Annotated in this window: 30 protein-coding genes; 10 read left to right on the top strand and 20 right to left on the bottom strand. The window is 36.1% G+C overall.

The features are described 5' to 3' along the window. Nucleotides 1-31: 31 nt before the first annotated feature. The 4 genes from ACP8HH_RS08550 to ACP8HH_RS08535 form a co-directional block, all read right to left on the bottom strand. Nucleotides 32-382: a hypothetical protein gene (locus tag ACP8HH_RS08550; RefSeq protein ID WP_438318633.1), complete on the bottom strand. Its 351-nt coding sequence runs from the start codon at nt 380-382 to the stop codon at nt 32-34. Between the two features lie 33 nt (nt 383-415). After that, complete coding sequence (locus tag ACP8HH_RS08545; protein WP_438318630.1) at nt 416-826, bottom strand: hypothetical protein; 411 nt, start codon at nt 824-826, stop codon at nt 416-418. A gap of 191 nt (nt 827-1017) precedes the next feature. After that, nucleotides 1018-1848: a bifunctional hydroxymethylpyrimidine kinase/phosphomethylpyrimidine kinase gene (gene thiD / locus ACP8HH_RS08540; protein ID WP_438318627.1), complete on the bottom strand. Its 831-nt coding sequence runs from the start codon at nt 1846-1848 to the stop codon at nt 1018-1020. Nucleotides 1849-2105: 257 nt separating this feature from the next. Further along, entirely contained in the window at nt 2106-2774 is a 669-nt protein-coding gene (locus ACP8HH_RS08535) for an MOSC domain-containing protein (protein ID WP_438318624.1), read from the bottom strand. Nucleotides 2775-3018: 244 nt separating this feature from the next. On the opposite strand from ACP8HH_RS08535, the gene ACP8HH_RS08530 reads away from it, so the two are divergent. Continuing rightward, nucleotides 3019-3510 carry a DUF948 domain-containing protein gene (locus tag ACP8HH_RS08530; RefSeq protein ID WP_438318621.1) on the top strand — a complete coding sequence of 164 codons (492 nt, stop codon included), beginning with the start codon at nt 3019-3021 and terminating at the stop codon, nt 3508-3510. Between the two features lie 35 nt (nt 3511-3545). Further along, nucleotides 3546-3983, top strand: coding sequence for a DUF948 domain-containing protein (locus ACP8HH_RS08525; protein ID WP_438318618.1), 438 nt, complete (start codon nt 3546-3548; stop codon nt 3981-3983). Between the two features lie 49 nt (nt 3984-4032). Here the strand turns inward: ACP8HH_RS08525 and ACP8HH_RS08520 are convergent, their stop codons facing one another. Beyond that, nucleotides 4033-4545, bottom strand: a complete 513-nt coding sequence (locus tag ACP8HH_RS08520; protein WP_438318615.1) for a DUF948 domain-containing protein — start codon at nt 4543-4545, stop codon at nt 4033-4035. Nucleotides 4546-4576: 31 nt separating this feature from the next. After that, on the bottom strand, nt 4577-4999 hold the full coding sequence (locus ACP8HH_RS08515; protein ID WP_438318612.1) for a DUF948 domain-containing protein: 423 nt from the start codon (nt 4997-4999) through the stop codon (nt 4577-4579). Nucleotides 5000-5395: 396 nt separating this feature from the next. Between ACP8HH_RS08515 and ACP8HH_RS08510 the strand changes: the two genes are divergently transcribed. Continuing rightward, complete coding sequence (locus ACP8HH_RS08510) at nt 5396-6415, top strand: DUF1646 family protein (RefSeq protein WP_438318609.1); 1020 nt, start codon at nt 5396-5398, stop codon at nt 6413-6415. Between the two features lie 60 nt (nt 6416-6475). On the opposite strand, the gene ACP8HH_RS08505 is transcribed toward ACP8HH_RS08510, so the two are convergent. Further along, nucleotides 6476-6691 (bottom strand): hypothetical protein, encoded by a 216-nt coding sequence (locus tag ACP8HH_RS08505; RefSeq protein WP_438318606.1) that lies wholly within the window; start codon nt 6689-6691, stop codon nt 6476-6478. Between the two features lie 200 nt (nt 6692-6891). Here ACP8HH_RS08505 and ACP8HH_RS08500 point away from each other — a divergent pair, with 200 nt between their 5' ends. Beyond that, nucleotides 6892-7521, top strand: coding sequence for a glycerol-3-phosphate acyltransferase (locus ACP8HH_RS08500; RefSeq protein ID WP_438318603.1), 630 nt, complete (start codon nt 6892-6894; stop codon nt 7519-7521). Nucleotides 7522-7530: 9 nt separating this feature from the next. Next, a complete protein-coding gene (locus tag ACP8HH_RS08495; protein ID WP_438318600.1) occupies nt 7531-8427 on the top strand; it encodes a diacylglycerol/lipid kinase family protein in 897 nt (298 codons plus the stop codon). Nucleotides 8428-8620: 193 nt separating this feature from the next. On the opposite strand, the gene nadA is transcribed toward ACP8HH_RS08495, so the two are convergent. From nadA to nadB, 3 genes are read right to left on the bottom strand one after another with little or no spacing between them, the layout of a single operon-like run. After that, a complete protein-coding gene (gene nadA / locus ACP8HH_RS08490) occupies nt 8621-9730 on the bottom strand; it encodes a quinolinate synthase NadA (protein ID WP_438318597.1) in 1110 nt (369 codons plus the stop codon). 12 nt (nt 9731-9742) lie between these two features. Continuing rightward, nucleotides 9743-10588 (bottom strand): carboxylating nicotinate-nucleotide diphosphorylase, encoded by an 846-nt coding sequence (nadC, locus tag ACP8HH_RS08485; RefSeq protein WP_438318594.1) that lies wholly within the window; start codon nt 10586-10588, stop codon nt 9743-9745. Then, nucleotides 10557-12134, bottom strand: a complete 1578-nt coding sequence (gene nadB, locus ACP8HH_RS08480; RefSeq protein ID WP_438318591.1) for an L-aspartate oxidase — start codon at nt 12132-12134, stop codon at nt 10557-10559. The genes nadC and nadB overlap by 32 nt, the downstream gene beginning before the upstream one ends. 105 nt (nt 12135-12239) lie before the next feature. On the opposite strand from nadB, the gene ACP8HH_RS08475 reads away from it, so the two are divergent. Continuing rightward, on the top strand, nt 12240-13391 hold the full coding sequence (locus ACP8HH_RS08475) for an IscS subfamily cysteine desulfurase (protein ID WP_438318588.1): 1152 nt from the start codon (nt 12240-12242) through the stop codon (nt 13389-13391). A gap of 37 nt (nt 13392-13428) precedes the next feature. Next, nucleotides 13429-13965 (top strand): transcription repressor NadR, encoded by a 537-nt coding sequence (locus tag ACP8HH_RS08470; RefSeq protein ID WP_438318585.1) that lies wholly within the window; start codon nt 13429-13431, stop codon nt 13963-13965. Nucleotides 13966-14220: 255 nt separating this feature from the next. Here the strand turns inward: ACP8HH_RS08470 and ACP8HH_RS08465 are convergent, their stop codons facing one another. The 6 genes from ACP8HH_RS08465 to ACP8HH_RS08440 form a co-directional block, all read right to left on the bottom strand. Continuing rightward, nucleotides 14221-14403: a PspC domain-containing protein gene (locus ACP8HH_RS08465; protein WP_438318582.1), complete on the bottom strand. Its 183-nt coding sequence runs from the start codon at nt 14401-14403 to the stop codon at nt 14221-14223. Nucleotides 14404-14437: 34 nt separating this feature from the next. Further along, nucleotides 14438-15226, bottom strand: a complete 789-nt coding sequence (locus tag ACP8HH_RS08460) for an SDR family oxidoreductase (RefSeq protein ID WP_438318579.1) — start codon at nt 15224-15226, stop codon at nt 14438-14440. Nucleotides 15227-15266: 40 nt separating this feature from the next. Beyond that, the gene (locus ACP8HH_RS08455) at nt 15267-15959 is read right to left on the bottom strand and encodes an LrgB family protein (protein ID WP_438318577.1); all 693 of its coding nucleotides are present in this window, start codon (nt 15957-15959) and stop codon (nt 15267-15269) included. Next, nucleotides 15947-16333 (bottom strand): CidA/LrgA family protein, encoded by a 387-nt coding sequence (locus ACP8HH_RS08450; protein WP_438318574.1) that lies wholly within the window; start codon nt 16331-16333, stop codon nt 15947-15949. The genes ACP8HH_RS08455 and ACP8HH_RS08450 overlap by 13 nt, the downstream gene beginning before the upstream one ends. 338 nt (nt 16334-16671) lie before the next feature. Beyond that, complete coding sequence (locus tag ACP8HH_RS08445; protein WP_438319081.1) at nt 16672-17652, bottom strand: M23 family metallopeptidase; 981 nt, start codon at nt 17650-17652, stop codon at nt 16672-16674. A gap of 155 nt (nt 17653-17807) precedes the next feature. Beyond that, complete coding sequence (locus ACP8HH_RS08440) at nt 17808-18437, bottom strand: HD domain-containing protein (protein WP_438318571.1); 630 nt, start codon at nt 18435-18437, stop codon at nt 17808-17810. Between the two features lie 143 nt (nt 18438-18580). On the opposite strand from ACP8HH_RS08440, the gene ACP8HH_RS08435 reads away from it, so the two are divergent. After that, complete coding sequence (locus ACP8HH_RS08435) at nt 18581-18790, top strand: cold-shock protein (RefSeq protein ID WP_438318568.1); 210 nt, start codon at nt 18581-18583, stop codon at nt 18788-18790. Between the two features lie 34 nt (nt 18791-18824). Here the strand turns inward: ACP8HH_RS08435 and ACP8HH_RS08430 are convergent, their stop codons facing one another. After that, nucleotides 18825-19013 carry a zinc-finger domain-containing protein gene (locus tag ACP8HH_RS08430; RefSeq protein ID WP_438318566.1) on the bottom strand — a complete coding sequence of 63 codons (189 nt, stop codon included), beginning with the start codon at nt 19011-19013 and terminating at the stop codon, nt 18825-18827. Nucleotides 19014-19120: 107 nt separating this feature from the next. Between ACP8HH_RS08430 and ACP8HH_RS08425 the strand changes: the two genes are divergently transcribed. Next, on the top strand, nt 19121-19504 hold the full coding sequence (locus ACP8HH_RS08425; RefSeq protein ID WP_438318563.1) for a ribonuclease HI family protein: 384 nt from the start codon (nt 19121-19123) through the stop codon (nt 19502-19504). 30 nt (nt 19505-19534) lie between these two features. Here the strand turns inward: ACP8HH_RS08425 and ACP8HH_RS08420 are convergent, their stop codons facing one another. Genes ACP8HH_RS08420 through ACP8HH_RS08410 form a run of 3 tightly spaced genes read right to left on the bottom strand, consistent with a single transcriptional unit; the run spans nt 19535 to nt 24619 of the window. Further along, nucleotides 19535-20134 carry a metallophosphoesterase family protein gene (locus ACP8HH_RS08420; protein ID WP_438318560.1) on the bottom strand — a complete coding sequence of 200 codons (600 nt, stop codon included), beginning with the start codon at nt 20132-20134 and terminating at the stop codon, nt 19535-19537. An 18-nt stretch (nt 20135-20152) separates the two neighbouring features. Beyond that, a complete protein-coding gene (locus ACP8HH_RS08415; RefSeq protein WP_438318557.1) occupies nt 20153-20974 on the bottom strand; it encodes a sulfurtransferase in 822 nt (273 codons plus the stop codon). Then, nucleotides 20975-24619, bottom strand: coding sequence for a dynamin family protein (locus ACP8HH_RS08410; protein WP_438318554.1), 3645 nt, complete (start codon nt 24617-24619; stop codon nt 20975-20977). It lies immediately after the preceding gene. Between the two features lie 114 nt (nt 24620-24733). On the opposite strand from ACP8HH_RS08410, the gene ACP8HH_RS08405 reads away from it, so the two are divergent. After that, nucleotides 24734-25189, top strand: coding sequence for a chemotaxis protein CheX (locus ACP8HH_RS08405; RefSeq protein WP_438318551.1), 456 nt, complete (start codon nt 24734-24736; stop codon nt 25187-25189). Nucleotides 25190-25224: the final 35 nt, after the last annotated feature.

The raw sequence follows: 25224 nt of genomic DNA, 5'->3' as shown, positions 1-25224 counted from the left end.
GTAATGGCTTCATTATGAAAGAAAAAGGTCTTCATTCTCCAATTTGTAGTAAGTATTTTATTTCTCTCCCATCAGACTCAACAATCAAAATATCCAGTCTTTCATTCGGGGAAAAGATTTTAGTTCCTATAGGTAATTTAGTCGCCACTCCATTCGTTATTTCTCCTATTAGTTTTCCTTTTGTTAACTCTTCTTCTTCGATCCAATCCACACCTGCTTTATAAATTTGATCCTCAAATTCAAATATATCTGCTTCTGGATCTAATTTTAGTACTTGTTTCTTACTTAACGTTCCCCCATAACTTTGTCCAGGGCTTCCAGTACAGCCCATCAAAATTAAAGGAATAAAGAATAGTATGAAAATAATAGAGAGTAATCTCATAAACAACCTCCCGTAACCCGTACATGTATACTTTCAGTTTTGATTTAGGTGCCAAAGTTGCATTAATGGTATTTTTTCATATTCTAAATTAGATTTTTCTTTTATTAATCTCTCGAAAACCTCGTCTATGATGCCTGTATAAAAGTTTACTACAACATAACAATGGGCTAAAGCTATATGATCAGTTAATTGTTTTGCAAACTGATCCAAATACTCAATATGTTTATCAATTACTGGTTCGGAAGAATAAACGCTGACGGTTATTATGTTTTTTCTTCCGTCTACCTCATCTTCTTCTAAAGTACTATTTGGCAAGTCAAAGTCTGTTGAATTAGGCAAACGATTTTCATCTGAAATAAACATACGATAAATCTTTTCTCCGCATTGGATATCCCAAACTTCTAAATCTGTAAATCTTAATTTTCTTTCGAAGAAATGAATCATTATACCATCCTTTATTAGGTACACGTATTTTTCAAAATCCCTCTATTTCTGTTTCATTAATAAATGAATTTTGCATTAGAAGTAAACAAATAAAACATAAACTTATTTAAACTTTAATATACAAAAAGGGAACTATATCACAGTCCCCAAAGTTGTTTTATCATTTTTTTATCCGAACGCCTTACAAGACATCAATTTTTTACCATAGTAACTGTACAATCAACTTCGCTAAACTTTCCATAAGCCGCATGATATGTTGGTCCAACACCATCTTTAAAGCTAAGTGAGTAGCGTATTGCTGCTGTAATGAACTTTTTTGCATCAATTACTGCTTCAGATACCGAAAGGCCTTTTGCGAGACCGGCTGTAATCGCCGCAGAATACGTACATCCCGCACCGTTCGTATTCATTGTGTCGATTCGAGGTGCTTCCAATAAGTAATATTGTTCCCCGTCATACAACACATCAACTGCTGGACCCACCAATCGCCCACCTTTAACGAGTACATAGTTCGGACCAAGTTCGCGCAATTTTTTTGCGGCTTCTTTTAAATCCTCGACAGAATTCAATTCCATACCATCTAATAAGTACGATGCTTCGGGCATATTTGGCGTAATAATTGTTGCGAGAGGCAGTAATTCCATTTTCATAGCTTCCATTGCATCTTCCTGCAATAACGCAGATCCCATTTTTCCAATCATCACCGGATCTACTACAATATTTTTCACATCTGATTTTGCGATCCAATCTGCTACATAACTAATCACTTCTTTCGTAAACAGCATTCCTGACTTCAAAGCGTCTATTCCAATGTCTTTTTCTATTGTATATAATTGAGCTTCAATTGCTTCCAGTGTTTGCGGAAAGATTCCTGTACCCGTTTTTTCACTACTTGCAACGATGGCTGTAATCACAGAAGTACCAAATACATCATATTCCTGAAATGTTTTTAAATCTGCTTGAATTCCAGCACCGCCTCGTGCCGCGGAACCTGCTATTGTAAGTGCACGTTGAATCTTCATACTTCTCAATTCCTCTCATATCTAAAATTCCAATTATGCTGTATTTTATGTATTTCCATTCTATTTTTTAGTCTAACTGAATAAGTCATTCCGTTGAAGGGGTCAATTATCTATTATTTGATGGGGTCAGACTTGTTCAGTTTTTCAATTTTACAAAAATAGATATTAATACGATACTAAATAGGCCTGTCTAATAGACCGTAAGAAACGATTTATGAAACAGGCTATTTCATTATTTTATTCCTAAAAAATAAGCTTCAAGCGTAATTCGTAAGTTTTTCCAGACGTCTCAACAATGGTTTCTGCCACTCTTCAGCCAATTCTGAAACCTCTAATATCTTCTTGATTCCTTCAATATCTTTGGGTCTATGGAAAAATATTTGATTTGCAAAATCTATTGATATTTGTTTGGGATGCGGTTTAATTAAAGTGATTTCAGAGTCGTGGCGAACCATACCTTCATTTATCACTCGGCATAAATAACCAGTATAACCCGTTTCTACCATTCTCTTTAATAGTACTTCATTACTCGTCCTTTTATTAATAATATGACAAGGCACCCTACCTTGCGTAATTTGTATTACGGCTTCACCAATTTGAAATACATCCCCAATAAAAACATTCTGTTCCAACATATTCGCCACCAACAAATTTTCACCAAATGCGGAAGAAGGTAATGGGCTTCCAAATTCTTTTTCCCAGAAAGAATAATGTTCATATGAATACACACACACCGCGCGGTCGGGACCTCCATGAAATCTTAAATCGGCAACATCATCCCCGATAAATCCCTGTTTTTCCAAAAAAGCTTCTTCCACGGTTTCTTTACAGATTGCGGTCACCACTTCTTTGTCTTCCCCATATTTCATCTTCTTTGGTAACCCGATTGAAAAGTTCTTAATCTCCCCACGTACATTCCTATTCATTCTAGCCCCTCACATTCTTCTATTTAAACTAATTTTTAAGTAAACTAAATTCATAGTCTATTATAACACAGGGGATCAATACTATTGTAACAAAACTAAAATATATATAGTAAACTAAACCCATTGCGAATTCATTTATTTCGAAATAATACACTTAAATAAAGGATGCAGTTTAAATATATCTATATAGTGGTACATATAGCTTAGACATGCTAAAATTCAAAAGAAATGGAGGTTCTTATTCATGGAAATTCTTTTATATGTAAGTGCAATTATAGCGGCATTATCTTTACTACTAATCGCCATTTTCATTGTCATTACATTGAAAAATGCAAAACAAACAATGAACGAAGTTTCGGAAACATTAAAGAGGGTTGAGACTAAAATTGGTGGTATAACAGAAGAAACAGAAAAGCTTATGAATAAAACAAATCAAATTGCTGAAAACGCGGAAACTAAATTGGAAGCATTTAACGGCTTAAGCCAATCTGCAAAAAACTTAAGTAGTTCTTCCAACTATTTAAATGAATCTATCCAAAGTGTCTCCAATCAAATCAAAACACCTCCAGAACAACATGTGAAAATCATGAAACAAGCAAGCATCCTAACAGAAGTACTTGCCCGGGCTTATTACCGATTTCAGCAAGCCGATACAAAAAAGAGCCCAAAAGAAAATAGAAATAAACAGCTAAAAAGATTGCCAGAACCGCAAAAACAAATTGAGCATCGCAACTAATCTTTTATCAAATGAATTGAAATGAGGCGAAATAGATGGACTGGTTAGGTATCGGGGTATTAATCATCGGAATCGCATTTATGATTCTCGTTTTCCTTTTAATAAAACCGCTGATGAAGCTCACAACAGTACTAGAGAGTTTACAAAAAACAACAGACCAATTACCATCTATGTTATCCGACGTCACAGGACAAGCGTCTGAAGTCTTTCAAAAAGGTAATGAAACATTAGTGAATGTAAACAATCAAGTGAAGGAAATAAATCCACTCTTTCAAATAGTCCAGGACGCCGGTGAAGCTTCAAGAGACTTCTCTGAAATGGCTCTCGAGAAAACTTTTGCACTTAAAAAGAATACATCAGAAGCTAAAGAGTTTACGCAAAGGAAAAGGTTCCAAGGTTTATATGGTCTACTCGCGTTCGTTTATTATTTGTCACAGAAAAAAGAGATCATTAAAGAACAACTTGTAAAATAGGAAAAGCTTGCAGCGAAGTTTAATTACTTCGACTGCAAGCTTTTTTATATTATATATTATTTTTTGCTTCTTCCCGTGCTTCCGCTTTCAATTGTTTAAGTTCATTCGCACGAACTTTACCTTCTTTGTAAAAGGATGTTGTATTGAACTCTTTTCTTTTACCAAACAAGTAGTACCCAAGTGTTGTGAGTCCGTATATTCCACCAATTCTTTTGTTCTTCACTTCAAAATCCGTGTCATTCCATTTTTTCGTTGTGGAAGCAGTAGCGTCAACAAGTGCTGATGATAATTTACGAGTTGACTCCCCCACATCGCCCACGATATGGAAGATAGGCGTTAACGTTCCAAGTTTTTCATTTACATCAGCAAGAGTATCATTACTATTATGAATTAAGTTTCCTGTTTCAGTAAAAATAGAATCCAACTGATTCGGTAATTGTTCAACTGTTTTTCCAACGCCGTTTAAAACGCCTGCGATATTATTTAAAACACGTGCAAGAAAAATAGCAAGAACTAAAAAAGCAATTCCAATTAGCAATACGCCAATTCCAGATAAGTCCATAAATCATCCCTCTTTTCAATGTATTTCCACCTTAACGAATGGGTTTAGAGCCCCTATGCCATGATCGCACTAAAACTGAAGCAAACTCTCCGAATTGAATTATTCGAACAAACGGTTTCAATCTTGATTGCATTTGAGCTTGAGCAGAACTCTTTGTGCTTATATGAATTTGTTCACTCACCATTAATGATGAATCCCCTACATTGCTCACCAGTGTAAATAATCCATCCGTGGCAATCAGTTTTCTTTCAACATCCATAACTGTTTGTTCTGTTTCGATAATCATGCTCTCCACATTCATAATTGAATCATCCAATTGGCTCTCAACCTTTTCCAATGTTAGTCCTAACGTTGAAAGTACAGAAGAAACACGAAGCAATATTTTAGCAATGTAAATCGAAACAATTGCAAAAGCGATGGCAATTAGAAAAATTGCTATGTACATAAAATTCATACTACCCCACCTCCATAACTAACTTATACCACTAATCAACCATTTCTAAAACATTTATTCATTATTTTCTTATGGAAAATTTTCAGAAGTAGTCAGCAGGTGTCAAACTAAAGAAGTAAATCATAAATCTACTGTATTTATCAGCGAACACTGTAGGTGAATGGTCATGGTTTGAGGATATAAGCATCGAAGTGTCTGATATAACCTTAAAACTGTCGGATATATCGTTTGAAACGTCGGATATACAATCGATAATGTCGGATATAACCTTTAGACTACCTGATATCCTGTAAAAACTACAAAAGCAAGTGAATTTACAAGAAAACATTTTCATCAAAACTCTCATATTCAATTCTCCACTAGTGATATAATGAGTAAAAGAAAAGGAGCCTACCAATGATACTAGGGTTAACACTTATTTTACTATGTGTGTTATTTATGCCATTCACTTTGAAAGTTGTAGAAAAAAATTTGGAAGTGTTTTTATTTGCAATGGGAATTGCAGCTGTTCTCGTCAGCCAAGTGCTAAACAAAACTCTACTTATAAAAGCTTTGGAAGATCCGTTGCACATCACTCTAGCCGTTCTCATTGCTGGGCTATTATTTAGATGGTTGCAAAAACCAATCGAAAAAGGAATTCTCAGGATAAGTAAAGCCATGCCGTTCAGATTATTTATAGGACTTTTCGTAATACTACTCGGACTAATTTCAAGCGTGATTACTGCGATTATTGCAGCAATTGTGCTCGTTGCATTCGTAACAGTTTTACGACTTGACCGAAAATCCACAATCCGTCTTGTGATTTTAGCTTGTTATTCAATCGGCCTTGGTGCAGTCCTAACCCCAATTGGTGAACCACTCTCAACCATTGCGACAAGTAAATTGAATGAGGAGTTTCTTTATTTATTCAACCTACTCGCGGTTGATATCATCCCTGGAGTTATTATTTTTGGTCTTTTAGCGGGTTTAATGGTTTCCCCTCCTAAAAGAATGTCCGCCGAGAAGAAATTGAAGCATAAAAAGGAATCTTATTCGGAAATCATTGTTCGAAGCTTTAAAATTTATTTATTTGTAATGGCTTTGACGTTTCTTGGGTCTGGGTTCGAACCTTTCATAAATAAGTACCTCCTCGACTTAAATCCATATACCCTCTATTGGATCAATATGATTTCAGCAATCCTTGATAATGCAACATTAGCTGCCGCAGAAATTAGCCCTTCAATGGATTCTCTTACAATAAAAGCGATCTTACTTGGTTTATTAATCAGCGGAGGAATGCTTATACCGGGCAATATTCCTAACATTATTGCAGCTGGAAAACTAAATATTACAAGTTTGGAATGGGCTCGGTTTGGCGTTCCAATCGGTTTGATTGCTATGATCAGTTATTTTGTCGTCATTGTATTTATCCATTAACGAAAAAAATGCACGGTATCTATTCCCAACAGATACCGTGCATTTTAAGCGTTCCTTAAATCAGCCTTTAAAGGTATCTATTTTATATAACTGATAGGCACGTCTTAAACTAAAGACACCAATTAACATACTACTCGCAATGATCATCCAAAAGTTTACTGTCAGTTTTTCGTTACCTAAAAGGCCTGCTCCTGGTATAAAATAATCCAACAACATCCACATAGAGCCACCTATTAAAAATAAGGACAGAAAAAACAACATCGTATATCTCATCAAATCGATTCCCCATTTCCTAATTTCTATTCTTAAAGATAGCATATTGTTGAATCATATATTGAAGTTTCACAAATTAATTCAGGATTCAATATGCATTCCCAACAATGAAACGTAGTTTGCTATTCTACTTTAAAAGTTGGATACTATATGTATATATGAGTTATTAATCCATCTTAGAAAATTATTCAGGAGGGTTCTCTTTGTATACTTGGTTTTTTTTTATTATGATTTCCGGTTATTTTATCGGCTGTATACACGGCTCTGTAATTGCTCAACGATTATCCGGTGTTAATTTAAAAACAGCAGGTGTTAAAAATGCTGGGGCTTCCAATGCGACAATTGTTCTCGGTTTAAAATTCGGCGCACTCGTAGCAGCAATTGATATAGGAAAAGCTTTCTTTCCAGTAATTGCTTTGAAAATAATAATCGAACGCTTTGAATTACCAAAGGAAATGACTTGGATCTTACTATTCATTTTAAGTGCTTCAATTATTATCGGTCATATTTATCCGTTTTACATGAAATTTAGTGGAGGTAAAGGCACCGCGACCGTTATTGGGGTACTCTTATCGATTGACTGGCGATTCGGACTTATCGCACTTGGATTATTTGTCGTTATTTCACTCGCTACCGATTTCTTGATATTTGGTGTACTAATTCTATATATCACATTTATTGCATTAGCAGTTTTTAATACACCAGGTATTTACCCCGTAATTATTGCAATTGGTTTATTTTTAATCGCCGTTTCTAAACATGTAGAAAATATCAAAAGACTAATAATAGGCGAAGAGCCTCGTGTTTCTTCCGTTCTAAAGAAAAAGGGATGAGGTGGGTTTTTGTATTTATTTATTATTAACCCCATTTCGGGAAATGGAAAAGCTTTACCGCTATGGAATGAAATTGAGAAAAAGATCCAGTCCAATATAGAATATAAAGCGATTTTAAGTAATTCAGAGAAAGAAGCACGCGACTTTATTGTACAACAACTAAAAACGAATGATATAAAAGCAATTGTAATTATTGGCGGTGATGGAACTGTGAATTCGGTCATTCAAGAAATCGCTGGCACTCAAGTACCTATAGCGGTTTTTCCAACAGGTTCTGGAAATGACACTGCACGAATGTTTCGCTTGACGAGAAACGCAGATCTTTTTGTAAAAAAACTCATGGAAAACCGAACCACTTCCATAGACTTATTAAAAGTGAATGGCAGATACGGTGTCACAGTTGTCGGCATAGGCATTGACGCTACAATCGGAGAACGTGCAAATAAAGCAAGTTACAAGCCTATTTTGAATAAATTAAAACTCGGTTCATCCGTATATACGATTGCTGCTGTTTTCGCACTTATGACATATAAAACATTCACATCGAAAGTAGTTATTGATGAAAAAGAATTTTCACTACAAAATTCATGGCTTACCGCTATTGGCAACACCACTTCTTATGGTGGAGGATTAGTAGTGTGTCCTACTGCATCACCCACAGACGGCTTTCTAAACATTACAATGGTAAGTGGCGTGGGCCGTTTGACAGTCCTTCTTCGGTCCTTTCCTGCACTTTTAAAGGGTCGAATAATACTTGGTAAAGGTGTTACTTATAAAACAGGTAAAGAAATTACGATACAAACGGACAGACCCATCCAAGTTGTTTTAGACGGAGAAGTCATTCTAACGACTCCTTTACACATTTCCGTTCAGGAAAAAGCATTGATGTTGGTGTTAACCACTTAACATATTTAGTATCTACTTTTTCAGAAGCAGTGTGGGATGAACTTAAATTTCATTGCGCTAATTTAAAATAACCAAAAAGCATCGGAATAGGTGCTGCACCCCGAAAGTTAGAGTTAAAATCTAACTTTCAGGGGTCAGCACCATAATAGAGCACCGATGCTTTTTGATTAAGTTCACAAAATGAGCAGAACCTTTATGCTCGTTCCAACATACGATTTAAGGCCATAATTGCACCCTTCGTTGTTTCCTCATCTACAATAATCTGATTAATTGTTTCCCCATTAATAATGCTTTCTAAACTCCATAGTAGATGTGGAAGATCGATTCGATTCATCGTTAAGCACGGGCACATACTTGGATTTAATGAAATAATATGCTTGTCTGGATGGGTTTTAATAAGTCGGTTGACTAAGTTCATTTCTGTCCCAACGGCCCACTGACTTCCTGGTTTTGCATCATTTATTTTATCGATAATATTCTTTGTTGAGCCGCTATCATCCGCTAATGCTACAACTTCACGTGAACATTCCGGATGAACGATGATCCGCATTTCAGGGTATTCATTTCTAACATCGATTGTATTTTGAATCGTAAACTTTTCATGAACGGAACAATGCCCTTTCCACAATATTACTTTTATATCTTTAATAGATCCTTCATATACCAACTTATCGTTAATTGGATCCCAAACCGCCATTTCATTTAGCGGAACACCTACATCAAATGCTGTATTTCTCCCAAGATGTTGGTCAGGTAAAAACAGAATTCGTTCTTTTTGTGTAAAGGCCCATTTAACCATTGCATGTGCGTTGGAAGATGTCACGGTTGCTCCACCATTTTTCCCTACAAATGCTTTGATGGCAGCAGTTGAGTTTACGTATGTTAAAGGGACAATCGTCTCCCCAAATAAATTCTCAAGAGCCTCCCATGCACGATCTGTTTGGAATATATCCGCCATATCCGCCATCGAACAACCTGCACGCATATCCGGTAAATACACTTTTTGTTTGTCTGTAGTTAATATATCAGCTGTTTCTGCCATAAAGTGCACTCCACAAAAAACGATATGTTCAGCTGCTTCATTATCCGCACAAATTTGAGCCAGTTGCAATGAATCCCCTGCTGAATCCGCAAATTGAATAACATCATCTCTTTGATAATGATGTCCAGGTATGAAAAGTTTCTCTCCTAACTGTTCTTTTATTTTTGTAATTCGCGCTTCCATTTCTTCCTGTGAAAGATCACGATATTTGTCTGGTAACGTACCGCTTTTTTGTTCTTCAAAATACTGTAAGATTGACATGCAATAATCCTCCTATAAATCATTATTAATTGAAACGACTGCGCTAATATCAAATGCTTGGACCGAGTGAGTTAAGTAACCTAGTGATATGAAATCTACCCCAGCATTAGCGTATTCGTAAATAGTTTCTTTTGTAATATTGCCTGAAGCTTCTGTAATAATTGAATCTGGCACAATTACTTTCCATTCCGCAATTTGCTCTGGCGTACAATTATCAAACATAATAATATCTACGTTCGCCTCTACCGCCTCTTTAAGTTGTTCGTATGATTCAATTTCTACTTCTATTTTTACTGTATGTCCTATATTGAGCTTTACGGTTTCCACCGCTTTACTAATTGAACCTGCAAAAGCAAGATGATTGTCTTTCAACATTACTGCATCAAATAAACCGCTTCGGTGGTTACTACCTCCGCCCATTCGTACAGCGTACTTATCAAGCATGCGAAGTCCCGGCATCGTTTTTCGTGTATCACAGATTCTAGTAGTTGTTCCTTTTACACGTTGAACAACCTCGTTAGTTTCGGTTGCAATTCCACTCATTCGTTGGATTATATTGAGTAGAACGCGTTCGCTTTTGAGTAAACTTTGAACAGACCCTTGAAATGTTGCGATTTCATCACCTTCCCTTATGTAGTCTCCATCACTAACATGAGATATTACTTTTGTGAAAGGATCAACGATACTCGATCCTAATTGAACAATTATATTGCCACAAAATATTCCATCCATCTTGGCGACGAACACCATTTCTCCAAGTACTTCCTCTGGAAAGAGTGTCATGCTCGACAAATCGCCATCCCCGATATCTTCTATAAAAAATTGTTCAAGCATGGACTTCAACTTGATGTCGTTCATTTGTTCTCCTCCTCATTTCAATTCCATTTTTTGATTGAACGATATGGACTTCTTGCCAACATTGACTTTCAGAAGGGAAATCAGCGCGGATATGGCCACCTCTACTTTCCTCCCTTAATAGTGCACCATTCACGATTAGTTTTGCACATTGCACCATAAACAAAACTTGGATTTGCTCTTTACTGTACTTATCAAGCGCATTGTCTTGTACACTAAATTGAGTAAGCCAGCCCTCTATTTCTACAAGCTCTAAATTTGTTCGAATAATTCCTGCATGGGACATCATCTTTTCCTTAATTTCTTTTTTATTTGGAATGAAAAGCTGATCACGATTTAGTACTCCCTCTTCATTTATGGATATGAATTCATTCGATACGTTCAGCTTATTTAAGTATGTCGCTAACTTCTCTCCAAAATAAAGACCTTCCAACAATGAATTACTTGCCAGTCGATTCGCGCCATGAATTCCCGTTGATGCAGTTTCACCAATTGCATATAGACCGTTTACAGATGTCTCGCCCACTTCATTGACGGAAATTCCACCCATCAGAAAATGACAGCCGGGTGCGACGGGAAGTAAACCACTTTCTAGTGCAACACCATTTTCTAAACAAATTTTTGAAACTGTAGGAAACTTCTTTTCAAAATCAGGGATCATAGATATATCTAAAAATACATCTACACCTGACGCTCGTCGATTAAAGATTTCTTTGGCTACGATGTGTCTGGGTGCCAAGTCACCAAGTGTATGTTTTCCATCCATTAAATAAACTCCAGGTGCAGTTACAAGCCTTGCACCGGCCCCCCTGACTGCTTCGGAAATCAAACCTCTAGTTTCCCCATCCACAAAAAGAAGCGTCGGATGAAATTGAATGAATTCCATATCAACAATTTCCGCGCCTGCACGATAAGCAAGTGCAATACCATCGCCAGCAATCGACTTTTCGTTGGATGTATATGAAAATAATCCTCCCACTCCACCAACTGCTAAAATGATGTTTTGACCAAAATAATGATGGACTTCACCATTTTCATCCATAGATTTAATTCCAATACATTTATTTCGATCAGAATTCAGGATGAGCTCAAAAACGAATTCATTTTCGACAATGGCAATTTGTGGAGGAATTTCTGAAAAGAGATGATTCATAATATGCTTTCCTGTCGCATCGCCACCACAATGCAGAATCCGATTTTGACTATGCGCACCCTCCATGCCTAATGAAAAATCACCACTATCATCTTCATCAAAAAGAAGACCGTTGCCGTTTAAACTTTTTATGATTCTAGGGCCATTTTGAGCAAGTTCCATTACAGCATTTTCATTTTGAAAAAAGCAACCTGCTTTAAGTGTATCTTTATAATGAAATGTGGGATGATCCAAATCTCCAATCGCAGCAGCAATTCCACCTTGAGCTCGGTACGAATTACTTTCATTTAATTTAGACTTCGTAATAATAAGTACTTTGGATGATTTATTTAAATGCGTTGCAAGTTGCAATGCCGCAATTCCACTTCCGATAATGATATGATTGTATTTTTCCACCGATATCCTCCCAAACAAACTAGTGTCTTGACACCTATCTTTACATATTACTCTTTATATGACAAGATGAATCTATAAATAAGTTTATTTTCGGAGGATGATTCTATGTATTATTTTGATTATGCAGCATCAACACCTCTTAATTTAGAGGCGGCTAGTGTTTATACTAAACTTTCAATGTCTTGTTATGGAAATACAAGCAGTTTACACGAAGTTGGAGCAGAAGCACAAAACATATTGGCTTATAGTCGATTGAAATTTGCGGAACTTCTTGGTGTACAATCTGCTGGAATATATTTCACATCTGGAGGAACTGAAAGCAATCTACTATCAATTATTTCACTTGCAAAAGCAAATCGCTCGAAAGGTAACCATATAATCACAACATTGGGCGAACACCCATCAATCGACTCGGCACTAGAATATTTACAAGAAGATGGTTTTAAAATCACGAAAATCCCATTCAACAAAGACGGCCTTGTCGATCTGAATGTGTTAGAAAAAGAGATTACAAAAAACACGATACTTATTAGTGTGCAACATGTGAATCCTGAAATCGGAACCGTTCAACCGATAGAGGATATTTCAGTATTGGTGAAAAAACATGGAATTCTTTTACACAGTGATTGCATACAATCGTTTGGAAAAATGGACTTAAAATCTGTCGCTCAAAATGTAGATAGTTTAACCGTTTCTGCTCATAAGGTTTACGGTCCAAAAGGTGTTGGTTTTGCTTATATACATCCTAAACATCGACTGATTGCGGTTTTTCCAGGGCTTGTGCATGAATCTACTTTTCGAGGTGGTACTGTCAACGTCCCGGGAATAGCTTCTTTTACAACTGCGGCAATAAATAGCAAGTATGAGCTCGACCGTTTCACTGGACTGCGAAAAACCTTTTTATCAATACTATCCAATTATCCAAAATTATTTACAGTTTACAATTGTCAGGATACGAAGAAACAGCTTCCTCAGATTATCGGTCTTCGCGTACATAATATGGAGGGTCAGTTGATGATGCTTGAATTAAATCGAAATGGATTTGCTATTTCAACCGGTAGTGCTTGCAAAGTAGGACAACAATCTTCATCCAAAGTAATGATGGCTTTACAAATCGAACCACAGCGAGCAAGAGAGTTCATACGAATTTCTTTTGGCAAAAGTACAACATTTGAAAGTGTTGAAAAACTAGCAAACTGTATTATTCAAATTCGATTAAATGTCGAACAATCTAAGGCACTCGCTGAATTCGTATGATAAACTAAAAGATAGATATAATGTGGGGTGAAAGTAAATGAGTGGAAATGAAAAAATACTTGGGGACGATCGTCATCAGTTTATCGTTTCGACATTAAAAAATTCGGATTTACCTATTTCAGGCCGTGAACTGGGTCTTTTAACAAATGTTAGCCGACAAATTATTGTTGGAGATATCACTTTATTGAAAGCTAAAGGCGAACCGATTATGGCAACCAGTCGGGGATATCTGTATATGCATCCTTTCAAAGAACCAAATAGAATTGAAAAAATCATCGTTTGCAAACATTCTCCCGAACAAACGGAGGAGGAGTTAATGATGCTTGTAGATTATGGAATTACGGTAAAAGATGTAAAAGTGGAGCACCCGGTATATGGTGATTTAACTGCCTCTGTCATGGTTTCAAACCGTAGTGAAGTAGTGGACTTCATAAAGAACATCCATCAAACAAACGCAACATTCTTATTGGAGTTGACCGACGGAATTCACTCACATACCATTATTGCGGATAGTGAGCAACAAATTGAGTCTGCGGAAAAAGCTTTAAGAGACGCAAAAATTCTTATCGAGTAATCATAAAGTAAAATGTATAGAATTCATATGATTACCGTTACTTAAGTCGCTCTACCCTAAGCAAAGGTACCACAATTGAATTACTTGATTCTTAAACACAAAATATCAAGTTAAAAGACATAAAAAAAAACGCTCTGTAAAACGAGCGTTTTTTCACGTGTACTTTAGGATACATAGAAAAACCAGTCTTTATACATACAATTCATTCGTACCTTTTGCGAAAGATGAAATCGATTCCAACATTATTCACAAATATTATAAAACCGTTTTTTCTTTTAATGCCCATAAAAGAAAAACATATACCCAAAAAGAAACTGAAGCAGTAAAGACGAATATTAGTCTTACAACAAAAGAAGAAATACCAAAAAACTCGGCTATTCCACCACACACTCCATATAGCGCCTTATCAGTAGAAGATTTCATTAACTTTTGTCCCATTGAAATTCCCCCCTCCATTTTTCAGATACCTAGACTAAATCGACTTCACACTTCCTCCGTCAATTAATATCGAACTCCCTGTCACATAAGATGCTGCATCTGACGCTAAAAAAGCAACCATCTTACCGAACTCACTCACATCTCCATATCTACCAAGCGGAATCCCTATTTTAGTATTCTTTTCAATCTCTTCAACTGACACACCCGTTTTTTCAGATCGAATGCGATTCAGACTAATTAACCGATCCGTTGCAATACTCCCTGGAGAAACCGTGTTTACAAGAATATTATAAGGTCCCAACTCCTCTGAAAGGGTCTTGGAAAGCCCTACTACACCAGGTCTAAAAGTATTGGAAAGGATTAATCCGGATATTGGTTGCTTTACAGAAGAAGATGCCAGATTGATGATTCGGCCATGTTGTTGTTCCTTCATCATTGGTAGTACTTCACGAATAAAACGAATATAACTTAATAAATTCAATTCAAATGCAGCATACCAGTCATCATCCGTCATTTTTGAAAAATCACCTGCTGTTGGTCCACCTGCATTGTTAATTAAAATATCAACCTTACCAAACTTCTCCTTGGCAAAAGCAATCGCATTTTGAATATCCTCATGTTTCGTCACATCACAAACAACATACTCAACTTTCCCTTTTGCAACTTCCTCAATTTCTCGTTTTGTTTCTATTAAATCTTGCTCGGAACGGCTAGAAATTATTACATGGGCACCTTCTTTTGCTAACTCAAGTGCACACCCTTTACCAAGCCCTTTACTTGAAGCAGAAACGAAAGCCACTTTACCTTTTAAACCTAAATCCATTTTTCATCCTCCTAATAATCACCAATCGTTTATCCTAATATTACATTAAAAAAATCCAAGTCATAAGGGGGCCCATTATCGAACCTACTACTGCACACAGAATCATTGCTACCGAACTCATAGACCCTGCTTCTTCACTGTATTCAATAGCTTTCGAAGTTCCAATTACATGAGATGCAGCCCCATATCCAATACCTTGTCCAATGGCGGTGTCCACCTTTACAAATTTAAATAATGTCGGACCTAGTATTGCTCCTGTGAAACCGGCTATCATTACAAAAACCGCAGTTAAAGATGAAACTCCACCAATCGTTGATGCAATTTGAATTGCAACTGGCGTAGTAATCGACTTTGGTAAAAGGGTAAGAATAATTTCTGTACTAAATCCAAAGGCTTTCGAAAAAATTATGCCGCTACTCATACCAATAACGACGCCAACAGTTATTCCAGCAATAATCGGCACAAAGTTCTGTTTAAGTACTTCGCGTTGTTTATAAAGCGGTATCGCCAACGCTACAATTGCTGGGCCAAGCAGAATATCAATGTATTTGCCACCCATCATGTACGTTTCATAAGGAATATTAAATACAATTAAAATAAATATAATTGCAACAGTTGAAGTAAGTATTGGCAATAGATAATCGCGTTGAAATTTAAAATAAACTACATTCATTGCATAATAAATGACAATCGTAATAAGTATAAAAAATAGCGAAATTATTATAGTTTGCAAGACAATCGCTCCTTTTTCTTAGCGGATTGTTTTGCAAGAATCTGGCTTATCCAACCGGATGCTATTAGTGTTAGAATCGTACTCGCAATCGTTATGAAAATCAAAAACAAACCTTTTCCAATAAATATATGTCCATAATTAATTGCGCCAACAATCGGGGGTATAAAATATAAAGGTAAATACGACAATATAAAAAACGCACCCGATTCAATCCACTTTAAAGGTATTACTTTTAATGTCAGGGCAGCCCAGAGTAATACGAGACCAATAATGCTACCCGGAAATGGTAATTGAAAATATTCATGTAACCAATTTCCCAACATAACAAAACCACATAAAATAAGAACTTGCAAAAGCATTTTTAAGAACCTCATAATCCATCGATCCTTGCCTAATAAACTCTTAAGAACTTTACGTCTACCCCCTTAAAAAATTACCGAATCAGTATATAAAAATTATCAACTACTTTTTTATTCGTTAAAAACACGTTCTAAAAACCATTATACAGAAAATTTGAAAGTGCACCAATACATATTCACTTTATCACTTCAAATTCTTAAAGCTATTTAATACAGTTTTAACATTGTAAAACAATAACATTATGTTTTTCTAAACTCCAAAAAAAGATATCAACTTAAGTTCACCTTTGGATTACTCCATAGAAAAAACACCCCAGAAGTTAGATTTTCGCTCTAATTTCTGGGATGCCGATTTATTTGAGACTATTTTTATCTCTTTGTTCCCAAATTTTTAAATAAGGGAACGGATCAAATGCCCACTCAGTTTTACCGTTGTATTTGTACATTCCAAAGTGAAGATGCGGTGGAAAAAGACCGGAAGTACCTTCCTTCCCATAGCCTGAACTTCCAACCCAACCAAGAACTGTCCCAGGCTCTACAACATCACCTTCTTTGACCTCCTTATTAAATCCCGATAAATGTGCATAATAAATATACGTATTATGTACATCACGAATTCCTACGCGCCAACCACCATAATCATTCCAACCCATGATTTCTACGACACCATAAGTCACAGCTCTTACTGGAACACCATAAGATGCAAATAAATCTGTTCCTTCATGAATTCTGCGTCCTCCCCAACCTCTTTTACCACCAAAAGTTCCTTGATAACTATAATTGTTTCGAACAGGTAGCGGAAAAACTCGCTTGTCCAAGTGTAAAGTTTGTGTTTCCTTATAAATTTTAGCTATTGTTATTATTTGATTAACACTTTCATCACGTTCATAATATAGTTTTAATGCCGATTTAAAACTTTCTTCACTAAATCCTTTTTCACCCAAAAAGGTTGCCATTGTATACATGATATCTTCATTATTATCAATATCAACAACACCGTTACTGTCACCGTCTTGGCCGAATCCATTAAAAAAAGCAATTGAAAGTTCAGACGTATCTTCTCGGAAAGGATTTAAGTGACCTACCCAGAAATCTGTTGAAAACTGAAGTGCAACCGGTCCGTCCTTTCGAGTAAGATCACTACGAACTTGTTGTATATTTCTCTCAAACTGATCCACAGCCGCCAAGTAATACCAAGGCACTGCTAAATTAGAGTATTTAACATAATAACTCATTCGTTCTTCCAAAATTTCCTCACGGCTCTGTATTTCCTCAGCTTCAACATAAAGTGTAGATAAAAGCAAGAACGATATCACTAAAAAAGTTCTGTTCAAACATTTCACTCGAAAACACCTCGTTTATTGATTTTCCTTCCTCTCCTTTTATTAATGGCTGAATATCTTAAGCGTATTATTTAATATGTGCGGAACACATTTTTTTATGCCATTGACATCTTTAGATTTTTTTCATAGTTTAAGAAGTAAACATCTTATTTGTTAACTTCATTCTCCAACTGCTCTAAAAATAGAACCATAAAAGCATGACGCTCCTCAGCAAGCCTTTTTCCTTCTTCAGTAATCATCAAATCTTTCAATAATAATAACTTCTCATGAAAATGCGTAACAGATGCAGTTCCCCTTTGGCGGTACTCCATTTCTGACATTTTCAAACGGACCACTTCGTCAATGTCGTATAATTTACGGCCTTTAGCTCCACCAAAGGCAAATGTCCTTGCAATTCCGATAGCACCAATCGCATCAAGCCGATCCGCATCACGAATGATAGCACCTTCAAGTGACGTAATTTCCTTTTCATTGCCCCCACTAAAAGAAACACTAAGAATACAATGTAGTATCTCTTCAATTAATTCACCTTCAACACCTAATGAAGTCAAAATATCAAAATTTGTTGGATTTTTCTCAGAGTAATACTTAGCATCTTCTACATCATGCAAAAGGACACCCAATCGAACAACTGCCTGATTGGCCAAAGGTTCAGTAGTCATAATCTTCTCGGCATTTTTCAAGACTCTCTCAATATGAGCGTAATCATGGCTTGCATCAAAACTTTCATATATACTTAGTACGCACTCTTTACAGTTTTCAATAAGCTGTTTCAAAAAATCACCCAGTTTCATACATTTTTTTGTGAATAGCTGTCTGAAGATTTAGTAAAATCATTGACGTTACTTGTCGAATCTTGTATAGTTTAATTATCCACGCATAACGTGGATGGACGTTGAAGCTCGAGGAGGAACTGACTATGTACCAAGGAAAAGTGAAATGGTTCAGTAGCGAAAAAGGTTACGGATTTATCGAAGCCGATGATGGTGAAGATGTATTTGTCCACTTTACCGGGGTTGTAGGGGAAGGTTTTAAAACGCTTGATGAAGGCGAATCCGTTTCCTTTGAGATTGTAGAGGGAAATCGAGGTCCTCAGGCAGCCAATGTCTTGAAAATAAATGCAAACTAAAAATATCCCGCCGGAAAGAAATTTCTGCGGGATATTATTTTCCTAATTTATTCATTTCTTCCCCTAAAAACTTTAGATGGTCCCCTATAGTACAACGTGTAATACAAAAATTATGAGCCGCAGTTTTTCCGTTGTCTTTTGACAACTGTTTTTTCAAGAAACAGTCTTCGCAATATGTATCTAGAATTTCATCAATTTCATTTATTACAAGTGCTTTATCCATAAGGACCTCCATTTCTATAGGCTCAGTTATAACGGGCTATTCATTATTGTACCCTGATTTTTCATTTATAGAAATCCCAAACAATGTAATTAGAGGTGAATCCTTAGATGATTGAACTCTACGTTGACGGTGCAAGTGCTGGAAATCCCGGAAAAAGTGGGATTGGTATTTTTATTAAAGGCGAAGGTCATCTTATTAAGATATCCGAACAAATAGATCCTACAAATAATCATACCGCCGAATTTTTAGCTCTACTTCGTGGGTTGGAAGAAGTGCAGAAGCTAACAACCGGAATTGTATCGGCCCGTTCTGATTCTCAACTTGTCGTTATGTCTGTTGAAAAAAGATTTGTCAAAAATGAACTATTTAAAGAACTTCTAGCTAATATCATGGAAATTACGGACTCTTTCGATTTATTTTTCATCAAATGGATTCCAGATTCTGAAAACCGAGCTGCAGATGCTTTAGCTAAAGAAGGAATTCGGAAATAGACTGATAAAAAGGAATATAGACTTCCTTAGTCAGTCTATTTTTGTTTTCATAAACGTTACTTCCTGTTTGATCTTATTGTACAAAACCCATTCCCTATCCGAAACGACTGCTCCAACATTTACAAGTGTTCGTTCATTTCCAACCGAGTAAGGTACTCCAAATTCAATTACTTTCCGAACACCAGATATCCAAAGTTCTGAATGGTGACTATGGCCATAAAAAATAAGGGAACCTTCTATTTCAGCCTCGATAAGGGACCAAGGAATTCCACCCCACTTAAACTGATGCCCATGTATGACTTTTGCATGTTCGATTTCAATGATTTCTGGCATACAAGTCAGTTTATTACGCAAGGAATCATTGGTTTCTGTAATGAGTAAAATCCGCTCTTCTTGATTCCCTATTACTGAATCGAACGTCAACAGGTTAACAAATCCATCAGGTATAATCATTACATCTTCCAGCTGTCTAAATCTATCATTAGTTATCTTTTTCTTACTAATTGTGCATTCAAATAAATCTCCCGTGCCAATTTGTATGGCCTCAGGTGCTTTATTCAAAATATCCACTAACACAGCTTTCAGATCATCCATGGATGAATGAATATCTCCTAGAAACGCATAATACATCTTTATTTCCTCCTGAAATTAGTCCTTCTCGACTCTAGCTCCTTCTCCTGCTATCCAATCACTGTAACTTCCTACGTAAAGTCGTACATTATTGTAACCGTTATGAGCGAGCATTGCATACAAAGGAGCCGCGGTAACCCCACTACCACAATAAACCGTTACCTCTTTAGCTGAATCAACAACTTTCAACATTTCTTCTTTAATCTCCGAATCCATATTGAATTTACCATCTTTTTTTAACTGTTCCCAATCCAGATTTAACGCACCGGGGATTCTACCTGCGATTGGGTCAAGCGGTTCAATTTCACCGCGGTAGCGCTCCCCCGAACGAGCATCAAGCAGGACACTCGTTGTATTTCCAGACACTGTTTCTTCAACAAAACTTCTTGGTGCGTATATCTCTTCATTCCAAACTGGTAAAACGTCGGATTCTACAGGTGTAGGCACTACATTATCCACTGAGAAGCCTATTTCTTTCATTTCACTAAATCCCTTTAGAGAAATATATGCATTTTTAAAACCCGCATACTTTAGAAGCCACCATGCTCTAGCAGCAAATGGGCTTCCCCCATCATCATAAACAATGATTTGGTCATTTAAAGAAATGCCACTTTTACGAAACAACTTTGTAAGTGCATCTTTTTCCACCATTGGATGCCGACCCTCTTTTTTCGTCATATCCGCCAAATCATCGTCTAAATTCCAATATACAGCATCTGATAAATGAAGTTCTTTATATTTTTCTAAACCTTCATTCACATTTTGCAATGAAAACCGAGTGTCTATCCACTTATACTCATTTTGATCGATATTTTTCACTGAAATAAAAACGTTTCCCATTTAAACCAACCCCTCTTCTTGTAATTTTTCATAGACTTTTTCCCATTCACGAATTGTCTCGGTTTGATTCAGCAATGTTCTTTCGGACCCAATTTGGTTAAGACATTCTTTCAACAGATGTTGTCTTAATCCTTCAGCCTCACTTTCAATCCACTGATTTGTCCACTTCTCTAGGATTTCTTTTTCTACTCCAAGATAAAGTGCGGTATCCTTTTTCAGAAGCACCTCAAGTTTATCTCTTAGAATATCTCGATCACCTTTTTCAAAAAAGGACTTTTGATTTTTAAATACTTTATTCACACTACTGTAAATACTAGAGTCTGTAAAAGGTGCATCAAATGAAAGCAATTCAGTCTCAATTGCATCATATGGTGACAATGTAAATGTTGAATCCATTTCCTTCAAGCCGTTCAATTCAAAACGTTCACGTTCTTTTAATTGTTTGGTCATATAATTTAAAATTCTTAAATTCGTAACTTTTAGTTCTTGTGTCAAATCAAAACCAACCATTTGTAACGTTTCTTCAAGTGAATTTTTCAGTGCCTGACTTGCTGAATTATTCGAAAATACGGAAGGATTATAAGACTCCTTGAAAAAGTCACCAAATCGTAAAAATACTCGTTGTAAAATATAGTATACAAGTTCACTTAATTCATTTGTTGTACTCCGAGTAAGCACTTCTGAAAAGCTATCTGTATATCGTTGTCGAACATCGCCTTCGAGATGATTGAGTTCCTTTAGTCGATCGGATTTACGTAATAAATTGGAATTTGTACGAGATATAAGTGATGCTAGACGCTCTGTTGTTTTCCCTGTTTCTTCTGTAAGTGCTTGAATTGCCAAACCTTTTAAATCATGTTCAAGAAAGTAATGGAATTCACTTTCAAATGTCGTCATGAACGGGTCAATACTGTTTTCGTTTTTCGCAGCTAAAGCTTCTAAACTAGAAATTCCATGAACACGCGGGTTGCGTATTCCAAACTTTTGAAGCTCACCAGCAACAAACGATTTAACTGTGTTTGCTTCTTCTACGTTGGTTGCTAAATCAATGGCATTCACTATGAAAAACATTTTATCAAGCTCAAAAGCATCTTTCACTCGACCAAGTTGTACTAGAAATTCTCGATCGGCTCTTGCGAATGCATGATTGTAATACGTGACAAAAAGAATGGCATCCGCATTTCTGATGTAATCGAACGCAACATCTGTATGTCTTGCATTAATGGAATCCGCACCCGGAGTATCAACAAGTGTAATCCCTTTTCGCGTCAGCTCGCAATCATAATAAAAATCAATTGATTCCACAAAACAGCTTCGATCTTCTTCTGCAACAAATTTTACGAATTCATCTCTTTCAACGGTTAACACAGTACCCAACATCTCTTTATAGTTGGGGTAACCCGTTTTAAATGCAGCAATAAAAGCTTTATGAATATGATGAGATTCATTCGATAGTTCTACTTTAAGTGCATCATCTGCTTTTAAGAACGCACGGTCTAGTGTGCTCACTTCTATTCCAAGCTTTTCAAACGACCGAAGTATATCTTCGGTCATTCGGTCCAATGTTTTCAAGAAAATATCTGCTGTACAATTTTCTTTTCCATCTATAACTGGACGAATCCGATTGATTGTTGCAGTTGTTGGATTTGGTGAAACAGGAAGTATTTGTTCGCCTATCAATGCATTTGAAAACGATGATTTTCCAGCACTAAATGCACCAAATAAAGCTACAGTAAATTCTTGTCCTTCAAGTCGATCCGCTTTTTTCATTAAATAATCTACTGTACTGTTAAATCCGGAAACGTCTTTAACTATCTCTGCAACACGCTTAGCATGTTCAACTACTTTTTCATAATTCGTTTCAACAGCATTCTCAATTTCAAGTTGGAAATCCTCTTCAATGATCTCAATATTCGCTGTGTCGACCTCTATTTCATATTCGGAAATTAACAGTGTTTCTTTTAGTTGCCAGCTCTTTATTAAAGTTTCAGTTTCTTCGCTTAGCACTAAAGCCGTATTTTCACTATCCGCGTTAAAGTTCGTTAACTGTGTCTTTAAAACGTCTATTTGAACGATGGCATGTAATTTTTGTTCAAGCATATACACTCTCTGCTCTATACTACCAGCATTTTCATTACCCGCAGTTGCTGCAAGTTGAGACATCTCATGTTTCCAGTCTTCTGTTATTAAGCGGAAATATGCTTGTACTGCTGACTTTATTCGGTCTGCATAATTCAGAACAGCATCGCCCGTAAGGACATCTACTGAACTGAATTCCTTCTCTAAAACGTCTAACGGAATTGTCATTTCTATATTGTCTATAGAAAGTGAAAGTTCATCTGTAAGTATCCCAACGTTTTTCAAAGAATTTTTCATTAAGGTCTTTAAATGAACTTCAATTTGAGCATGAATTAGCTTACTAATATTATCAAAAAAGAGTAACTTTCTTTTCTCTTTTTCTTCTAATGTTTTTTTTGCACCAAAAAGAAAACCTACTTTAAAACTACTCGACAAGGACTCCAAATACTCTTTAAGCAAATCTCTTGTTTCATATGGCGTTATTGCTGCATTTGATAATAAACTGCTTCGCTCATTTTCAAAAGTACTCGTAAACGTATCACCACTTAGAAGCTCAGCCATCCGCTTGGCTTCTTTTGTTTCTAATGATAATTCTTTTAATTCATTCCATTCATTTTCTGAAACAATTTCCGAATATGTATTTTTTCGATCACTAATTTCGTCATTCAAAAACTGGATATGCTCATCCTTCAATTTTTCAAGTGTTCGATACGCATTTCCAATAAATTGCTCTTGCCAATTCTCCATTGATTCGTCCACAATGGATTTAATTTTATAAAAATCATTGTTTGGTAATTCCAGATCCTTTAATGATGTATAAAAGATCCCTTTCGGTTCAACACCCCACATTTTAAATGAGTCTTCCACCGATTGTGTAAACTTAGAAAATGGTAATTCACTTTCACGATGCTTATCAATTTGGTTAATAATTAAGTACACATTGCTATTGTATCGTAGTAATTCCTTGGTAAAACGGAAGTTTAATTCAGATTGGACATGATTATAATCCATCGTATAAAACACTAAATCAGCTAGGTGAAGTGCAGATTCTGTTGAAAGACGGTGTGCGTCGTCTGTTGAATCTACTCCAGGTGTATCCATAACCGTAATACCTTCAGGCAAAGTGGACTCTCTATGACCGATTTCTACGAGCGATACAGCCGAGCCGTCTTTACTAAAAGATTTTACAGCTTCTGAAAGACCTTTTCCTCCGTACTTAACTGCAGACCCATCTACTGAATGAATGATGCAATAATCGGATTCAGTCTTTCTAACTTTAACGATATTTGCACTTGTTGGAATTGGACTAGAGGGCAATAAATCTCCACCTGTCAAAGCATTAATCATTGAAGACTTACCCGCAGAAAAATGTCCAGCATAGCCAATCATATATTCTTCATCTATTATTTTTTTTGCAAAAAGTGCTGTTTTCTTTTCTTGTTCATCATCGTTATTACCTTTGAATAATTGATGATATTTTGCAACTTCCTTTAGTAACTTGGCTTGTTCATTTTCAAAGTTAAGCATGTATTGTTCGTTCCTCTCATTTTCAACTTTCTTTATCATACCACTTTTAGGGGAACCAATTATTCGAATTTTTATTTTGTCGAATATTGTTTCTTTATGACTTTTTTATCGGTATAATAGACCTACTTACATATATGTATTGGAGGAATTGTAGTGACAACATCTAAAAATGTACAAATGATATTAAATGCAGCAATAACATCCATAACAACAGTTATTCCGGTAAAACTAGAAATTCTCCCCCCTTCCATCATTGTTCAACCTTATGAACAAAAAGAAATTAGTGTATTAATAGGATTTATTGGGGGATTAAAAGGGAGAATTATTATCGACACTACGGTTGATGTTATTGATACGGTTGGTCAATCGATGTTTGGAATGTCAATTGAAGGAGAAATGGTTGAATCTTTTACCGGCGAACTTGGCAATATGGTTGCGGGTAACTTATGTACAATTCTTGAAAAAGATGGGTTAATTCTTGATATATCTCCACCAACAGTTATGACGGGTACTACAAAGTTTTATGGTTTTAACAAGGCATTTAAACTTCCAGCCAAACTGGTTGATGGTAGATTATTAAGTGTTATTTTAACAATTGACGATGAATAATGAGGTACTACTAAGGACAGTCCGAACTGCGGACT

The sequence above is a fragment of the Sporosarcina sp. FA9 genome, from assembly GCF_051550205.1.
Taxonomy (GTDB): Bacteria; Bacillota; Bacilli; order Bacillales_A; family Planococcaceae; genus Sporosarcina.
The sequence above is the reverse complement of the archived record's forward strand: the minus strand, read 5'-3'. Positions and strand labels throughout refer to the sequence as shown.

What these genes read in the sequence shown, in the direction of transcription:
- ACP8HH_RS08550 (WP_438318633.1), bottom strand. Translation starts at nt 382, where the DNA reads ATGAGATTACTCTCTATTATTTTCATACTATTCTTTATTCCTTTAATT.
- ACP8HH_RS08545 (WP_438318630.1), bottom strand. Translation starts at nt 826, where the DNA reads ATGATTCATTTCTTCGAAAGAAAATTAAGATTTACAGATTTAGAAGTT.
- thiD (WP_438318627.1), bottom strand. Translation starts at nt 1,848, where the DNA reads ATGAAGATTCAACGTGCACTTACAATAGCAGGTTCCGCGGCACGAGGC.
- ACP8HH_RS08535 (WP_438318624.1), bottom strand. Translation starts at nt 2,774, where the DNA reads ATGAATAGGAATGTACGTGGGGAGATTAAGAACTTTTCAATCGGGTTA.
- ACP8HH_RS08530 (WP_438318621.1), top strand. Translation starts at nt 3,019, where the DNA reads ATGGAAATTCTTTTATATGTAAGTGCAATTATAGCGGCATTATCTTTA.
- ACP8HH_RS08525 (WP_438318618.1), top strand. Translation starts at nt 3,546, where the DNA reads ATGGACTGGTTAGGTATCGGGGTATTAATCATCGGAATCGCATTTATG.
- ACP8HH_RS08520 (WP_438318615.1), bottom strand. Translation starts at nt 4,545, where the DNA reads ATGGACTTATCTGGAATTGGCGTATTGCTAATTGGAATTGCTTTTTTA.
- ACP8HH_RS08515 (WP_438318612.1), bottom strand. Translation starts at nt 4,999, where the DNA reads ATGAATTTTATGTACATAGCAATTTTTCTAATTGCCATCGCTTTTGCA.
- ACP8HH_RS08510 (WP_438318609.1), top strand. Translation starts at nt 5,396, where the DNA reads ATGATACTAGGGTTAACACTTATTTTACTATGTGTGTTATTTATGCCA.
- nadA (WP_438318597.1), bottom strand. Translation starts at nt 9,730, where the DNA reads ATGTCAATCTTACAGTATTTTGAAGAACAAAAAAGCGGTACGTTACCA.
- nadC (WP_438318594.1), bottom strand. Translation starts at nt 10,588, where the DNA reads ATGAACGACATCAAGTTGAAGTCCATGCTTGAACAATTTTTTATAGAA.
- ACP8HH_RS08475 (WP_438318588.1), top strand. Translation starts at nt 12,240, where the DNA reads ATGTATTATTTTGATTATGCAGCATCAACACCTCTTAATTTAGAGGCG.
- ACP8HH_RS08470 (WP_438318585.1), top strand. Translation starts at nt 13,429, where the DNA reads ATGAGTGGAAATGAAAAAATACTTGGGGACGATCGTCATCAGTTTATC.
- ACP8HH_RS08465 (WP_438318582.1), bottom strand. Translation starts at nt 14,403, where the DNA reads ATGGGACAAAAGTTAATGAAATCTTCTACTGATAAGGCGCTATATGGA.
- ACP8HH_RS08460 (WP_438318579.1), bottom strand. Translation starts at nt 15,226, where the DNA reads ATGGATTTAGGTTTAAAAGGTAAAGTGGCTTTCGTTTCTGCTTCAAGT.
- ACP8HH_RS08450 (WP_438318574.1), bottom strand. Translation starts at nt 16,333, where the DNA reads ATGAGGTTCTTAAAAATGCTTTTGCAAGTTCTTATTTTATGTGGTTTT.
- ACP8HH_RS08435 (WP_438318568.1), top strand. Translation starts at nt 18,581, where the DNA reads ATGTACCAAGGAAAAGTGAAATGGTTCAGTAGCGAAAAAGGTTACGGA.
- ACP8HH_RS08430 (WP_438318566.1), bottom strand. Translation starts at nt 19,013, where the DNA reads ATGGATAAAGCACTTGTAATAAATGAAATTGATGAAATTCTAGATACA.
- ACP8HH_RS08425 (WP_438318563.1), top strand. Translation starts at nt 19,121, where the DNA reads ATGATTGAACTCTACGTTGACGGTGCAAGTGCTGGAAATCCCGGAAAA.
- ACP8HH_RS08420 (WP_438318560.1), bottom strand. Translation starts at nt 20,134, where the DNA reads ATGTATTATGCGTTTCTAGGAGATATTCATTCATCCATGGATGATCTG.
- ACP8HH_RS08415 (WP_438318557.1), bottom strand. Translation starts at nt 20,974, where the DNA reads ATGGGAAACGTTTTTATTTCAGTGAAAAATATCGATCAAAATGAGTAT.
- ACP8HH_RS08410 (WP_438318554.1), bottom strand. Translation starts at nt 24,619, where the DNA reads ATGATAAAGAAAGTTGAAAATGAGAGGAACGAACAATACATGCTTAAC.